Source organism: Cohnella candidum, from assembly GCF_003713065.1.
Classification (GTDB): Bacteria; Bacillota; Bacilli; order Paenibacillales; family Paenibacillaceae; genus Cohnella; species Cohnella candidum.
In genome coordinates this window covers 1,890,702-1,903,775 of record NZ_CP033433.1, presented here as the reverse complement: position 1 = coordinate 1,903,775, position 13,074 = coordinate 1,890,702, and the positions used below count along the sequence as shown (strand labels likewise).

General features: G+C 60.0%; 12 protein-coding genes. 6 read left to right on the top strand and 6 right to left on the bottom strand.

Going from position 1 to position 13,074, the window contains the following annotated elements:
• The first annotated feature begins 30 nt into the window (after nucleotides 1-30).
• The 3 genes from asnS (at nucleotide 31) to EAV92_RS08910 (ending at nucleotide 2,646) form a co-directional block, all read left to right on the top strand.
• A complete protein-coding gene (asnS, locus tag EAV92_RS08920) occupies nucleotides 31-1,326 on the top strand; it encodes an asparagine--tRNA ligase (protein ID WP_123040755.1) in 1,296 nt (431 codons plus the stop codon).
• Nucleotides 1,327-1,368: 42 nt separating this feature from the next.
• Nucleotides 1,369-2,094, top strand: a complete 726-nt coding sequence (locus tag EAV92_RS08915) for a DnaD domain-containing protein (protein WP_123040754.1) — start codon at nucleotides 1,369-1,371, stop codon at nucleotides 2,092-2,094.
• 132 nt (nucleotides 2,095-2,226) lie between these two features.
• Entirely contained in the window at nucleotides 2,227-2,646 is a 420-nt protein-coding gene (locus EAV92_RS08910; protein WP_123040753.1) for a DUF2500 domain-containing protein, read from the top strand.
• A 55-nt stretch (nucleotides 2,647-2,701) separates the two neighbouring features.
• Here the strand turns inward: EAV92_RS08910 and mtnB are convergent, their stop codons facing one another.
• From mtnB to proB, 6 genes are read right to left on the bottom strand one after another with little or no spacing between them, the layout of a single operon-like run.
• Nucleotides 2,702-3,358: a methylthioribulose 1-phosphate dehydratase gene (gene mtnB, locus EAV92_RS08905; RefSeq protein ID WP_123040752.1), complete on the bottom strand. Its 657-nt coding sequence runs from the start codon at nucleotides 3,356-3,358 to the stop codon at nucleotides 2,702-2,704.
• Nucleotides 3,355-4,050, bottom strand: a complete 696-nt coding sequence (locus EAV92_RS08900) for a 2-hydroxy-3-keto-5-methylthiopentenyl-1-phosphate phosphatase (RefSeq protein ID WP_420888810.1) — start codon at nucleotides 4,048-4,050, stop codon at nucleotides 3,355-3,357. The genes mtnB and EAV92_RS08900 overlap by 4 nt, the downstream gene beginning before the upstream one ends.
• On the bottom strand, nucleotides 4,047-5,282 hold the full coding sequence (locus tag EAV92_RS08895; protein WP_123040751.1) for a 2,3-diketo-5-methylthiopentyl-1-phosphate enolase: 1,236 nt from the start codon (nucleotides 5,280-5,282) through the stop codon (nucleotides 4,047-4,049). Before EAV92_RS08895 ends, EAV92_RS08900 begins: the two co-directional genes overlap by 4 nt.
• A gap of 16 nt (nucleotides 5,283-5,298) precedes the next feature.
• Nucleotides 5,299-6,186 (bottom strand): pyrroline-5-carboxylate reductase, encoded by an 888-nt coding sequence (gene proC, locus EAV92_RS08890; protein ID WP_277424226.1) that lies wholly within the window; start codon nucleotides 6,184-6,186, stop codon nucleotides 5,299-5,301.
• A gap of 14 nt (nucleotides 6,187-6,200) precedes the next feature.
• Nucleotides 6,201-7,448 (bottom strand): glutamate-5-semialdehyde dehydrogenase, encoded by a 1,248-nt coding sequence (locus EAV92_RS08885; protein WP_123040750.1) that lies wholly within the window; start codon nucleotides 7,446-7,448, stop codon nucleotides 6,201-6,203.
• Nucleotides 7,441-8,568, bottom strand: coding sequence for a glutamate 5-kinase (gene proB, locus EAV92_RS08880; protein ID WP_123040749.1), 1,128 nt, complete (start codon nucleotides 8,566-8,568; stop codon nucleotides 7,441-7,443). Before proB ends, EAV92_RS08885 begins: the two co-directional genes overlap by 8 nt.
• Before the next feature lie 430 nt (nucleotides 8,569-8,998).
• On the opposite strand from proB, the gene EAV92_RS08875 reads away from it, so the two are divergent.
• Genes EAV92_RS08875 through EAV92_RS08865 form a run of 3 tightly spaced genes read left to right on the top strand, consistent with a single transcriptional unit; the run spans nucleotide 8,999 to nucleotide 13,073 of the window.
• Entirely contained in the window at nucleotides 8,999-10,618 is a 1,620-nt protein-coding gene (locus tag EAV92_RS08875) for a response regulator (protein ID WP_123040748.1), read from the top strand.
• Nucleotides 10,615-11,661, top strand: coding sequence for a HEAT repeat domain-containing protein (locus tag EAV92_RS08870; RefSeq protein WP_123040747.1), 1,047 nt, complete (start codon nucleotides 10,615-10,617; stop codon nucleotides 11,659-11,661). Before EAV92_RS08875 ends, EAV92_RS08870 begins: the two co-directional genes overlap by 4 nt.
• Before the next feature lie 50 nt (nucleotides 11,662-11,711).
• Nucleotides 11,712-13,073, top strand: coding sequence for a glycosyltransferase family 2 protein (locus EAV92_RS08865; protein ID WP_123043645.1), 1,362 nt, complete (start codon nucleotides 11,712-11,714; stop codon nucleotides 13,071-13,073).
• Nucleotide 13,074 lies beyond the last annotated feature (1 nt).

The following is a 13,074-nucleotide window of genomic DNA, read 5'->3' as shown; positions in this document are numbered from 1 at the left end:
AAACGACATTACGGGAAGGGGAAAATGAATATGCAAAATAAAGTCACGATTTCGGAAGTCGGCCAACACGTCGGAGAATCGGTGACGTTCGGCGGCTGGCTGACGCGCCGGCGGTCCAGCGGCAAAATCCAGTTTTTGCAGCTTCGCGACGGAACCGGCTTCATCCAGGGCGTTCTGGTCAAAGAAGAGGTATCCGAGGAAGCCTGGGAGAACGCGGGCAAGCTGACGCAGGAAAGCTCCCTGTACGTGACCGGCGTTGTCCGCGAAGATCCGCGGAGCAAATCCGGGTACGAGCTGTCCGTCACGGGAATCGAAATCATCCAGATCACGCAGGATTATCCGATTACGCCCAAGGAGCACGGCGTCGATTTCCTGATGGACCATCGCCACCTGTGGCTGCGCGCGCCGAGGCAGCGGGCGATCATGCGCATCCGCGCCCAAATCATTTCCGCCATTCAGGAGTTTTTCGACCGGAATGGCTTCACGCTCGTCGATCCGCCGATTCTGACGCCATCGTCTGCGGAAGGGACGACCGAGCTGTTCCATATCAAATATTTCGACGAGGACGCCTACCTGACGCAGAGCGGCCAGCTTTACATGGAAGCCGCGGCGATGGCGCTCGGCAAGGTGTATTCGTTCGGCCCGACGTTCCGCGCGGAAAAGTCCAAAACCCGCCGCCACTTGATCGAGTTTTGGATGATCGAACCGGAAATGGCTTTCGTGGACCACGAAGAGAACTTGAGGGTGCAGGAGCAGTTCGTCTCGCACGTGGTCGGCAAGGTGCTCGAGAACTGCCGTCCCGAGCTGGAGACGCTGGAGCGGGACATCTCCGCGCTCGAACGCGTGAAGCCGCCGTTCCCCCGCATCACGTACGACGAAGCGATCAAGATGCTCGGGGAGCTCGGCATGGAGCTGCCTTGGGGCGAAGATTTCGGCGCGCCGCACGAAACGGCGCTGGCCGAGAAATTCGACCGGCCGCTCTTCATCACGCACTATCCGACGGGCATCAAGGCGTTCTATATGAAGCCCGATCCGTCCAGGCCGGAAGTGGTCCTGTGCGCCGACATGATCGCGCCCGAAGGCTACGGGGAAATCATCGGAGGCTCGCAGCGGATCGACGATCCGGGATTGATGGAGGAACGCTTCAAGGAGCATGAACTGTCTCCGGAAGCCTACCAATGGTATTTGGACCTGCGCCGTTACGGCACCGTGCCGCACTCCGGATTCGGATTGGGCTTGGAAAGAACCGTATCCTGGATTTGCGGCTTGGAGCACGTGCGGGAAACGATCGCGTTTCCTCGGATGCTTTACCGCTTGTATCCGTAATAAATTCCCAACGAACACGAATAAGACAAAGGAGGCGGAACAATGGACGATCGGGGAGGTATCGCGCGCGGCTTGGCCGAAGCCTATATGGACGGCGCGGCCAGCATTCCGTATGCGCTGCTCAGGACATACCGGGCTCTCAAACTGAGCGACACGGAAGTGATGCTGCTGATTCAGCTCCTGGCTTTCCGCCAATTGGAGCAGATCGAATTTCCGACGATGGAACAGCTGCAGGAGCGTCTCGGATCCTCGCCGTCCGTCGTCGGCCAAGCGATGCAGAAGCTCGTGAAACAAGGGCTCGTCGGCATCGACGAAATGGTCGACCCGGTGACAGGCGTCCAGTCCGACCGCTATAACCTGTCCGGCCTGTTCCAGAAGATCGGCGCGCTCCTCGCGGCGGGAGAGTTCCCGCTGCGTACGGGCGGGGGCGACGCCTCCGCGTCGCCGGATTCTCTTGATGCCCGCCATGCCGCGCGTCCTCCCGTGTCGAAGACATCCGTCTTCGGGGGAGCGACGAACCTGTTCGCGGTGTTCGAGCAGGAATTCGGCCGGCCGTTGTCGCCAATGGAGGTCGAGACGATCAACGGGTGGCTGGACAAGGACGGCTACGACGAAGATCTGGTGCTGTTCGCGCTGAAAGAATCGGTGTTCGCCGGCAAGCTCCATTTTCGGTATATCGACCGGATTTTGCTGGAATGGAGCCGCAACCGCGTCTCCAACGTCGAGGAAGCCCGCGCCCATACGCAGAAATTCAGAACGGGCAAATAAGCCCTCAGACAACGAATTCCTTGCTCCGAGCGAGCAAGGAATTTTTTTGCGGGACGGACGTAACATTTGGACGGGTGCGTCGTATTTATTGTAAGAGGATTCCAACTCAAGGCGAAAGAGGCGGGTGGGCGCATGTTCGGTAACGATCCGGGTTTCGGCGGCTTTGACGGCGGTTTCGGAGCGATGGGGACGATCATTCCTTTGTTTTTCATTGTCGTGCTCGGGATTATCGCGTTCAGCGCGATCCGGGGAATCGCCCAGTGGAACCGGAATAACGCGCAGCCGGTGTTGACCGTGGATGCCCGATTGGTCAGCAAAAGGACGCATGTGTCCCATCACCACCATAGCGACGGAAACGATTCCTTTCAGCATTCGACGACCTCCAGCACGACGTACTACGCGACGTTCGAAGTGCAGAGCGGGGACCGTATGGAATTCCGCATAAACGGAGCCGAGTTCGGCATGCTGGCCGAAGGCGACAACGGCAAGCTTTCGTTTCAGGGAACGCGTTATCTGGGGTTCAGCCGAGCGCAGCGAAGCGAAGCCTATTGAAATGTAAATGAAAAAACCGCCCTTTCGCCATGCGGCGAGGGGCGGTTTCGTTGTTTTACAGGGCTTTGCCGGATTTCAGCAGCTCCCAGCGGTACGCATACTCGAACAGGAACTCGAACGCTTCGAGATGGCGTTTGGCGGCGAAGGCGTCTTCGCCCCAGGCGTAGATCCCGTGTTTGCGCAGGAGAATGCCGGGAATCCGCGGATCGAGCTTTTCGGTGATTTCGGGTACGATGCGGGGAACGTCCGCGAAGTTGCTGACGATCGGTATCTGGATGACGGCTTCTTCGTCCCAAATGTTGAACGCCTTGATCAGCTCGACACCTTCCACGGGCACGTGGCGGCGTTCCCAGAACCATTCGGAGACGAGGTTGTTGAACACCGTGTGCGTATGGAAAATGGCGCCGCAGCCCGTTTTGCGGTAAATCTCGCAATGGATGACCGTTTCCGCGGACGGCTTCAGGCGCGTCGTCTCGCAAGGCTTGCCTGCCTGGTCGACGAACAGGAAATCTTCCGGCGTCGACTTTGATTTGTCTTTGCCGCTGGCGGTGACGGCGAAATGGAACGCGTCCGGGCGGTATTCGCCGACGCGCATCGACAGGTTGCCGCTCGTGCCGGCGAACCAGCCGCGGGAGGCGAAGTCGGCCTTGATGGCCGACAATTCGCCGATCACGCGCTGCTTCTCTTCGAGCGGGATGTCCGCGAAGCTCATGAGGACAGGCCTCCTTGGTCCAAATGTCGGATGATGTCGTGGAACGTTTCGAACGCGATATGCGGAAGGCCCAGTTCGCGGCACTTCTCCGTCAGGTGCGAACGCGAGAAGACGAGATCCGCCAGCTTCGCGCCGGCGAAATCGGTAATGCTGTCGCCGATGAGGATCCGGTAGTACTCATCCCGCGGGAACCGGCGGATGACCGTCGTTTTGCACATGCCGCAGTCGTTAGCGCATTCGTCGTCGCACGCGTGCGGCCACAGGATTTCGATATTATCGCCTTCGAAGCTGCTGCCGTTGCAATAAATGTGGTCCGCCGGAATGCCGAACGGCTCCAGCAGCGGATACACGAAGAAGTCGATGCCGCCGCTCGTCACGTAGAAGGGCACGTCGTGCTCCTTGCACCAGGCCAGCAGCTCGGGAAATCCGGGACGGATGCCCGCCGTCTCGAGGACGAAGGAACGGATTTCCTCTTTCTTGGAGGAGGGCAGCAGGGCGAACATTTCCCCGACACCTTGGCGGATGGACTTGGTCCCGCTGACGATGTCGTCGATGATGGGCTTCACCCCGGGCGGTTCGAACTTCTGCATGATCGCGACGATGTTGTCGCTTAACGTGATCGTGCCGTCGAAATCGCAAAATAAGACCGGCGGGCGGGGGAACAAGGTGATCTTCGATGTCGATCCGTTCAAGATGTGCGTACCCCCCAGCGCTCGATGGCGGCTTTCAGTTCCTCATGGCCGGTTTCGGCCGCATAATCTTCGAGCGAGGTTCCGCGCAAGACGGCGTCGACCGCCTGCCGGAACGCTTTGCCTCCCGCGGCCGCGCCGCCGGGATGGCCGTGCACGCCGCCTCCGGCATTCACGACGACCTCCGGTCCGAAGTCCTTCAGGATGAGAGGGACGAGACCCGGATGGATGCCCGCGGACGGAACCGGGAACGCCTTCTTATGCGGAAGCTTGTCGCTGAGCAGGGCGTCGCGAACGGCCAGGTTTTCTTCCTTCGGCATGACGACGGAGCCGTAGGGCGAAGGGAAGAGGGATAAGTCCGCTCCCGCCATGCGTACCAATTTGCCGAGCAGCAGAGGCGCGGAGATGCCGTAATGCGGCGACGGATACATGGCGCCGGCCATCGCCGGATGCGCGGCGATCGGCACGGGAATGTCCGGATCGGCGGCCAGTCCCGCGAGCGCGTCGAAGCCGTAGGCGAGCACGTTGAACAGAAGGCCGTTGGCCCCGGCTTCGACGGCCCGTTTGGCGTTGTCGCGCAGTTCGTACGTCGGTCCCGTAAGGTTCGTGAAGTAGATGAGCTTCTGGCCGGTTTGCTGCTCCGCTTCACTCGCGGCGCCGATACAGGCGGGAACGCGTTTCTCCAGCGGGGACAGCGGGTTCTCGAACAGGATTTCGTCGTCCTTGATCAGATCGACGCCGCCGAGCGCTTGCTGCAGGAATTGCTCCCGCAGGTTGGGCAGGTCGTATCCGATGACGGATTTGAAAATGCTCATGACGAGCGGCCGGTCATGGACGCCGAGGAGGTCCCGGACGCCGGCCGCGCCGAATTTCGGTCCCGGCAGCGCCTGCAGGAATTCGGCGGACGGCTGCACGTCGAGCAGCTTGATCCGTCCGTCCATCGACAGCTTGCCGAAGACGGTCACGAGAAACGCCGGCAGGTCGCGGCTGAAATTCAGGTCAGGGTAAGCGATCGTGATGTCCGCATAACGCGTGCCCGGTTCGCCGCTGCCGTCATGAACGTCCACGGAGACGACTTTGCCGAGATACTTCTCCATTTGCTGCTTCGCGACTTCCGGCAATTCGGTCCAGCTGCCGACCGTCAGGCCGACGGCGATGCCCGTCGCTTTCTTGTCGAAATCGGCCTTATCGTCATACAGACGGTAGGTCGCGGTGCTGTAAGCACTGTTGCTCATCGGAATCCCTGCTTTCTTATTCGCTGCGGGCGAGGGGGAGGGCGGCTTCCATGCGGATCGCTTCGCCCATTTCTTTGGCCCTTTCCGCGCAGCGGAGAATGGCGGCATTCATGCCTTCCTGATAATGGAACCGTTCCAGCGTTTCGATGGCGGCTTGGGTCGTGCCGCCGGGCGAGGTGACCTTCCGGCGCAGGTCCGCCGGGTTTTCCCCGGTGCGGCGCACCATTTCCGCGGCGCCGAGCACGGTTTGCACCGTCAACTCTTTGGCGGCTTCCGCGGTAAGACCCAGATCGATTCCGGCGTCAATCATCGCTTCCATCAGATAATACACGTACGCGGGGCCGCTGCCCGATACGCCGTTGACGGCCTCGATCAGCGGTTCCTCCACGACGGCGGTAATGCCGATCGCTTCGAACATGGCGAGCGCGAGCTCTCGCTGGTCCGCCGTAACGGCGGGGGAGAAGCTGATTCCCGTGGCGCCGAGGCTGATCATGCTCGACGTGTTCGGCATCGTACGGACGATAGCCCTGCTGCCGCCGAGCAGCGATTCCATCGTGCCGATCGACAGTCCGGCGATGGCGGATACGATCAGCTGCTCCGGCCGGAGCAGCGGGGCGAGCGCGCGCAGGGCATTCGCCGAGTCTTTCGGCTTCATGCCGAGCACGATGACGTCGGCGTTATGCAGGGCGTCATGTTTCGCCTGCTCCTGCACGGCCGGAATCACGCCGTAACGGCGATGAAGCTCCTGGAGCCGCTCCGCGTTTTGGCGGTTCATGACGGTGATGCGGTCCGGGCTCGCGAGGCGGGCCTCCGTCAATCCGCGAAGGATCGCTTCGGCCATGGAGCCGGCTCCGTAGAAACACAGGTTTACGTTCCCCAGCGGGGAGGCGGAAGTTCCGTTCAATTTGTCCAATCTCCTTAGTTGCGGATCTGGCCGTTGCCCACGATCCGGTACTTGGTCGAAGTCAGCGCCGGCAAGCCCATCGGACCGCGGACGTGAAGCTTCTGCGTGCTGATGCCGATCTCGGCCCCGAAGCCGAATTCGAAGCCGTCGGTGAAGCGGGTCGAGACGTTATGGTAGACGGCCGCCGCGTCGACTTCCTGCAGGAAGCGTTCGGCGTTCGCCTTCGTTTCGGTGACGATGCATTCCGAATGTTTCGTGCCGAACCGGCGGATGTGGGCGAGAGCTTCTTCCAGGCCGTTCACGATTTTAACGTTCAGGATGTAGTCGTTGTATTCCGTGGCGTAGTCTTGCTCGGTCGCTTCGGCGATGCCCGGCACAAGCTCGCGCGTCTTGTCGCAGCCGCGCAGCTCGGCTCCGGCATCCCGGAACTTGGCGGCGAGCGAAGGAAGATGGTCGCGGGCGAAGGTTTCGTGCACGAGCAGCGTCTCCATGGAATTGCAGACGGACGGGCGCTGCATTTTGGCGTTCAGCGAGATCGCTTCCGACATGGCGGGCTCGGCCGTATCGTCCAGGAACGTGTGGCAAATGCCCGCTCCCGTCTCGATCACGGGCACCGTCGCGTTCTGTACGACGTTCTGGATGAGGGAAGCGCCGCCTCTCGGAATGACGACGTCGAGCAGACCGTTCAGCTTCAGCATTTCGTCCACGGAGCTGCGGTTCGGGTCCTCGATCAGTTGGACCGCGTCCGAAGGGATCTCGGTTTTCTCCAGCGTCTCCCGCATGATCCGTACGATGCTGCGGTTGGAGGAGAGGGCGGAGGAGCCGCCGCGCAGCACGACCGTATTGCCGGTTTTCAGGCACAGGGCGGCGGCGTCGACCGTGACGTTCGGGCGGGCTTCGTAGATCATGCCGACGACTCCGAGCGGAACGCGCCGTTTCTCGATCTGCATGCCGTTCGGCCGGTCGAAGCTTTCGAGCACGTCGCCGACCGGATCCGGCAGCGCGATCACTTGGCGTACGCCTTCCGCGATGCCGGCGATTCGCTCCTCCGTCAGCTTGAGCCGATCGAGCAGCGAAGCGGAGGTGCCTTGCTCGCGGCCGCGGGCCAAATCTTCCTCGTTGCTCTCTATGATCTCCCGAGAGCGGGCAATCAGCGCATCGGCGATTGCGGCGAGAGCTTCGTTTTTCGCCTCGGTGGTCAAACGGGCCAGTGCGGCCGCCGTATCTTGCGCCGCCTGCGCTTTGGTACGGACTTCACTCATGGGAACCAGCCTCCTTCAAAATAGGGGTCGCGACCCATTCGTCGCGGTGGATGACTTCCACGCGGGTCACCTCGACCCGCTTCATCGCTTCTTCGGTGCCCAGCCGGGCGACCGCGGTAATTTGCCAAGCGGCGTAGTGCGTGACGCCCCGCCCGAGCGTGCGGCCGTCCGGGCCCGCGACCTCGACGACGTCGCCCGGATGGAAGTCGCCTTCGACGCCGACGATGCCGGCGGGGAGCAAGCTCTTCCCGCCTCGGAGCAAAGCCGTTTGGGCGCCTTCGTCGACGATGATCCGACCTTGGGGCACGGAGAGGAACCCGATCCAGTGCTTCTTCGCCGAGAGCGAGTGCAGGGAAGAGGAGAAATACGTGCCTTTGCCATCCCCGCGGACGGCTGCGGCCAGGTCGCCCGGCTCGGCGACTTTGCCGACGAACGTCGGGATGCCGCCTTGCATGGCGATCCTCGCGGCTTCGATTTTGGAACGCATGCCGCCGGTGCCGACGGAGGAGCCCGCTCCGCTCGCGATGCGGTAAAGTTCGTCGGAAATGACGTCGACCCGGCCGATTTTGACCGCGTCCGGCGCTTTCCGGGGATCCGCGGAATACAGGCCGTCCATATCCGTCAGGATATACAGCCCGTCGGCCTTCACGAGATTCGCGACGAGCGCGGACAGCGTGTCGTTCTCTCCGAATTTGAGTTCGTCCACGGCGACCGTGTCGTTTTCGTTGAAAATCGGAATCACGCGCTGTTTCAGGAGCTCCTCGATCGTCCGCTGGGCGTTTTGCGCCCGGCCCCGGTTGCCGAAATCCGGCCGGGTGAGGAGAATTTGAGCTACCGAGATGTCTTGCTTGCCGAAAGCTTCGTGGTAGGCTTGCATCAGCAAGGCTTGACCGACGGCGGCCGCCGCTTGTTTCTCGTGCACGAGCTTCGGCCGCGCCGCGTAGCCGATTCGCCGGAACCCGGCTGCTACTGCGCCCGAAGTGACGAGCAGCACATGGTGTCCCGCCTCATGCAACGCTGCCAGCTCATCCGCGAGAAAGCGGACCTTGCCGTTTTCCAATCCGCCTTCTTCGGCCGTCAGCGAGCTGCTTCCGATTTTGACCACGATCCGTTGCCCCATAACCGTAAACCGCCTTCCGTCAGACAATATAAAAAGCCCCCGTCCGATAAAGGACGGAAGCTCGGCTTCCGCGGTACCACCTTCATTGACGGCCGGCGCGATCCGCGCGCGTAAAGCCGTCCTCTCGAACCCTGGTAACAGCAGGGACTGTCCGGTTTATCGCCGGCCGCTCGGGGGTGGGGGAGGCGGGGGTCAACGTAAATTCTCTCAGCCTTCGGAATTTACTCTCTGATTTTGCCCGGATCCGCTTGTTGGTCCCGTCAACGCGTTTTCCTCAGAATACCATGCGCCGCAAGCCTTGTAAAGAAACAGGCTGGCCTATTGCGTTGACGGCATTCCATCCTGCTTAATTTACGAATATCTTGTAGAGTTTTGTCTAAAGAAATCAAGTATAATTCGATAATAAATGGTTTTATGAAGCGAGGCCCTGATGGAATCCATGAAAAAATACCAGGATGCGTTATTCCGAAACATAGAAACTCAACTTGCCGAGTGGTTGGAGAGGGACGGCGGTACCGCGGCGGGTACGGAAGTGAGGCGGTTCCTCCATTCGGTGGCGGGGACCGCCGGCACGATCGGGCTGCCGGAATTGTCCGAGACGGCGGCGGCCCTGATGCGCCAATGCGAGGAAGAGGACCGGGAAGTTTGGCCCCCCTCGCAGCTCCGGCCTTTTTTAAGGGCAATCGCCGAGTTCGTCTATCGTGCCCGGGAAGCGGAGGATACGGCCGATTCGTCGGACGGCAAGCCTTCGAAGCCGTTGGACCCGGACGCTCCCCTTGTCTTGGTTCTGGACGACGATTATGCCTTCGTCGCCTTCCTGAAAGACGGGCTGGAGCAGCAAGGTTACATGGTCATGAACGCCTCCCGCTCGGAGGAAGCCGTCCGCTGCATGCATCAATATCAGCCGGACGCCTTGATCGTGGATCTTCACCTTCGGGAGGGGAGCGGCTTCGAGGTGCTTCGGGAGCTGGAAGAGAAGATTTCTTCCCTGTTCATCCCGGTCACGGTCGTCAGCGCGGACGATACGCGGTCGAACCGTCTGGAAGCTTTCCGGCTCGGAGCCGACGATTTCGTGGCCAAGCCTTTGGATTTCGAAGAGTTGACCGGACGGCTATCGCGTCAACTCAAAAAGAAAGCCGCCATCGATCGCCTTGCCGTTCGGGACGAATTGACGGGAGCTTACCGCCGGGCCGAAGCGGAAAATATCTACCGGGAATTTCTCGAAGAAGCGATAAACCGTTCCGGCACGTTTCAACTGGCGGTCTTGGACATCGTCGGTTTGGGGCAAATCAACGCGGAAAGCGGGTTCCGGCAAGGAGACCGGCTTCTGGCTTCGTTGTCGGACATGCTGTTCTCCCGCTTGAGCAGCCGGGACCGGCTGATCCGTTACGGAGGAGGAAGGTTTCTCGTCGTATTCGACGGATCCGCCGAGCGGGGACAACCGTTCGAACCGGAAAGCTGGCTGAGGGATTTCGAGAGAGGGAGCGAGATTCCCGTGCGGTTAGCTTCCGGCCGGATGACCGTTACCCAAGCGGACGCATCCTTTGAGAGGTCCGTTACGGAAGCGATGAGGATCATGCAAGCAGCCCAGTCGGAAAGGATTCCGGCAGGCGAAGGCCATCCCGGGAGCGGCCTTGGTGCGCATGCGTCAGCCGTCAGGGCGGTGATCGTGGACGATGACGCGATCGTCCGTACGATGCTGGCGGAACACGTCAAGCCTTGCTTTCCGCCGGAACTGACCGTGGACATCCGCGTGTTCAAGGACGGGGAGGAATTCATGAACGACCCTTGGTCCAGGGATTCCGTGCCGTGTTTGGTCATTCTGGACCGCATGATGCCGAGAATGGACGGCATCGAAGTCCTGCAGCGGCTGCGGCAGTCTCCGGACTCCGGCCGTTTCACCGTTCTTATGCTCACGAACAGGAAGTCGGATTCCGATATCGTCCGCGCCCTCGAGCTCGGGGCCGACGACTACGTTACGAAACCGTTCAGCCTGAAAGAATTGGAGGCGAGAATCCGGCGTCTCTCGGGGAGGATGGTTTCCAGATGAACCTCACCGTCGCTTTGCTTCTTCGGGCAGTCCTTTTCCTAGCGGCATTGCTCCTCCTGACCTTCGGGTATCTGGTGGTAAGGAAAGTGTTCGAGAACTTCAAGGCGAAAAGGATTGCCGAAATGAAAGAAACCTACATGCAGCCCGTTTACGGCTATATACGGACCGGAAACGAGTCGAGGATGGTCCATTTCAACGGCGGACGCTGGAAAGAGGAAGCCATCGAGGAGATTCTCCTGCAATGTTCGAGGTTATTCCGCGATGAGGAAACCGGAGACCGCATTCGGGAGTACGCGGAACTGCATTTGATGCGGCGTTACGCCAAACGCTTGTCGAGCCGGCTCTGGAGTCATCGCGTCAATACGCTTCACCGGCTCGAGAGATTCGATTTGAAATCCTCCGCGCCCGTACTGACGGACATGTACCTCCTGCCTCGCACGACGATGCAAGAAAAATACGCGATTTTGAAATTGTTGGCCTGCTGGGGAGTGGAAGGAACGGTTGACTTGCTTGGGAGACTTGACGGTAAACTTCCCGATTTCGAGCAGCGGCTGATCCTCTCGCGAATGTCGGATCGCCTGTTCCGACAGACGGTTTTAAGGCTGGGCGAGCTGCCCGTTTCCTGGAGATACACGGCGATTGACGTGATCGGGTTATTCCGGAGAACGGAATACGGACCGGAATTGGACGGGTTCGCGGATTCGGCGGACGGGGAAACGAGAGTCCGGGCGCTGAAGGCGTTGAGCCAATTCGACGTCATCCGGCCGAAAAAAGAATATTTGATCCATGCGGCTGCCGAAAGCTGGCAGGAGAGAATGATGGCGGCCAAGCTGTTCGGAGCCATCCGAAACCGGCAGTTCGAGGACGTCCTCGTCGGTCTGATGGGGGATCCCGTTTGGTTCGTGAGATCGCAGGCCGCGCAATCCCTCGCTTCTTATCCGCAGGGGGCTGAGGTATTGAGGGAAACCGCGGCGTCTTCGGACGATCGGTTCGCCCGCGAGATGGCGCTGGAGTGGCTTGAGAGGGGAGGAGACCGAGGGTGAGCTGGGGAAACGCGCTCAGGGATTTGGTGGTCTTTTCCGGTTATGTCGTCATGATTTATATGGCGGTCGTATTGTTGTGCTATACGGCGTTTTTCGCGATTTCCTTCTTCCATCTTCTTCGGATCCGCCACTTGGACGAGAGCATGGCCTATGAGGAGATGCTGAACCTGAGTTATACCCGTCCGGTTTCCATCCTCGTACCGGCGTACAATGAGGAAGCCGGCATCTACGGCAGCGTTCGTTCGCTGCTCGGAATCGAATATCCGGAATTCGAGATCATCGTCATCAACGACGGCTCCAAAGACGGCACTTTACAAACGATGATCGAGGGTTTCCGGATGGAACCCGTACACCGGGCCGTCCGCATGAGACTGCAGACGGAGAAAGTCCGGGCCGTCTACCGCTCCGCGCTGTACGACAATTTGTATTTGATCGATAAGGACAACGGCGGGAAGGCGGATGCCCTCAACGCGGGAATCAATTATGGTTCCTATCCGTATTTTTGTTCCCTGGACGGCGATTCCGTTCTCGAACGGCACTCTTTCTTGAAAGTCATGAAGCCGATCCTCGAATCCGGAGAGGAAGTGATCGCGTCCGGAGGCAGCATCCGCATCGCCAACGGCTGCAAAATCGAAAGCGGCGAGGTCGTCGAGGTCGGCCTCTCCAATCGACCGCTGGTCGTGATGCAGGTCATCGAGTATCTCCGGGCGTTTCTGCTGGGACGGATCGGCATGAGCCGCCACAATCTCCTGCTCATCATTTCGGGGGCGTTCGGCGTTTTCAATAAGCATTGGGTCATCGAGGCCGGAGGTTACCGGCGGCATACCGTCGGCGAGGATATGGAACTGATCATCCGGCTTCACCGGTTGAATAAAGACCGGAAGCTGAACAAGCAAATCATTTACGTGCCGGATCCGGTGTGCTGGACGGAAGCGCCGGAATCGGCCACGTACTTGAGGAGACAGAGAAATCGTTGGCATCGCGGACTTCTGGAAAGCTTGCTGCTGCACAAAAGCATGCTGTTCAATCCGAAATACGGCATGGTCGGCTGGTTTTCTTTGCCGTATTTCCTTTTCGTCGAGCTGCTGGGGCCGATCGTGGAGGCGCTCGCTTACGTCGTGCTGGTCGTGACCTTGTTCATTTCGGAAGTGTACTGGGAGTTTACGGCTCTTCTGTTGCTGCTCGCGTTGTTGTATGGGTCCATGTTCTCGATGGGGGCGGTTCTGATGGAAGAGTGGAGCTTGCGCAAATATCCGAAAGTGCGCGATTTGCTTCGTCTCTTCCTGTATGCGGTGACCGAATCGTTCTGGTACCGTCCGCTGACGGTCTGGTGGCGGTGCGAAGGCTTGTTCCAGTGGGCGGTCGGCCGAAGAGGATGGGGTGACATGAAGAGGAAAGGGGTGTCCTCATGAG

Excerpts from the sequence above, each read along its gene's own strand:
- asnS (WP_123040755.1), top strand. The coding sequence starts at position 31 with ATGCAAAATAAAGTCACGATTTCGGAAGTCGGCCAACACGTCGGAGAA.
- EAV92_RS08915 (WP_123040754.1), top strand. The coding sequence starts at position 1,369 with ATGGACGATCGGGGAGGTATCGCGCGCGGCTTGGCCGAAGCCTATATG.
- EAV92_RS08910 (WP_123040753.1), top strand. The coding sequence starts at position 2,227 with ATGTTCGGTAACGATCCGGGTTTCGGCGGCTTTGACGGCGGTTTCGGA.
- mtnB (WP_123040752.1), bottom strand. The coding sequence starts at position 3,358 with ATGAGCTTCGCGGACATCCCGCTCGAAGAGAAGCAGCGCGTGATCGGC.
- EAV92_RS08895 (WP_123040751.1), bottom strand. The coding sequence starts at position 5,282 with ATGAGCAACAGTGCTTACAGCACCGCGACCTACCGTCTGTATGACGAT.
- EAV92_RS08885 (WP_123040750.1), bottom strand. The coding sequence starts at position 7,448 with ATGAGTGAAGTCCGTACCAAAGCGCAGGCGGCGCAAGATACGGCGGCC.
- proB (WP_123040749.1), bottom strand. The coding sequence starts at position 8,568 with ATGGGGCAACGGATCGTGGTCAAAATCGGAAGCAGCTCGCTGACGGCC.
- EAV92_RS08875 (WP_123040748.1), top strand. The coding sequence starts at position 8,999 with ATGGAATCCATGAAAAAATACCAGGATGCGTTATTCCGAAACATAGAA.
- EAV92_RS08870 (WP_123040747.1), top strand. The coding sequence starts at position 10,615 with ATGAACCTCACCGTCGCTTTGCTTCTTCGGGCAGTCCTTTTCCTAGCG.
- EAV92_RS08865 (WP_123043645.1), top strand. The coding sequence starts at position 11,712 with ATGATTTATATGGCGGTCGTATTGTTGTGCTATACGGCGTTTTTCGCG.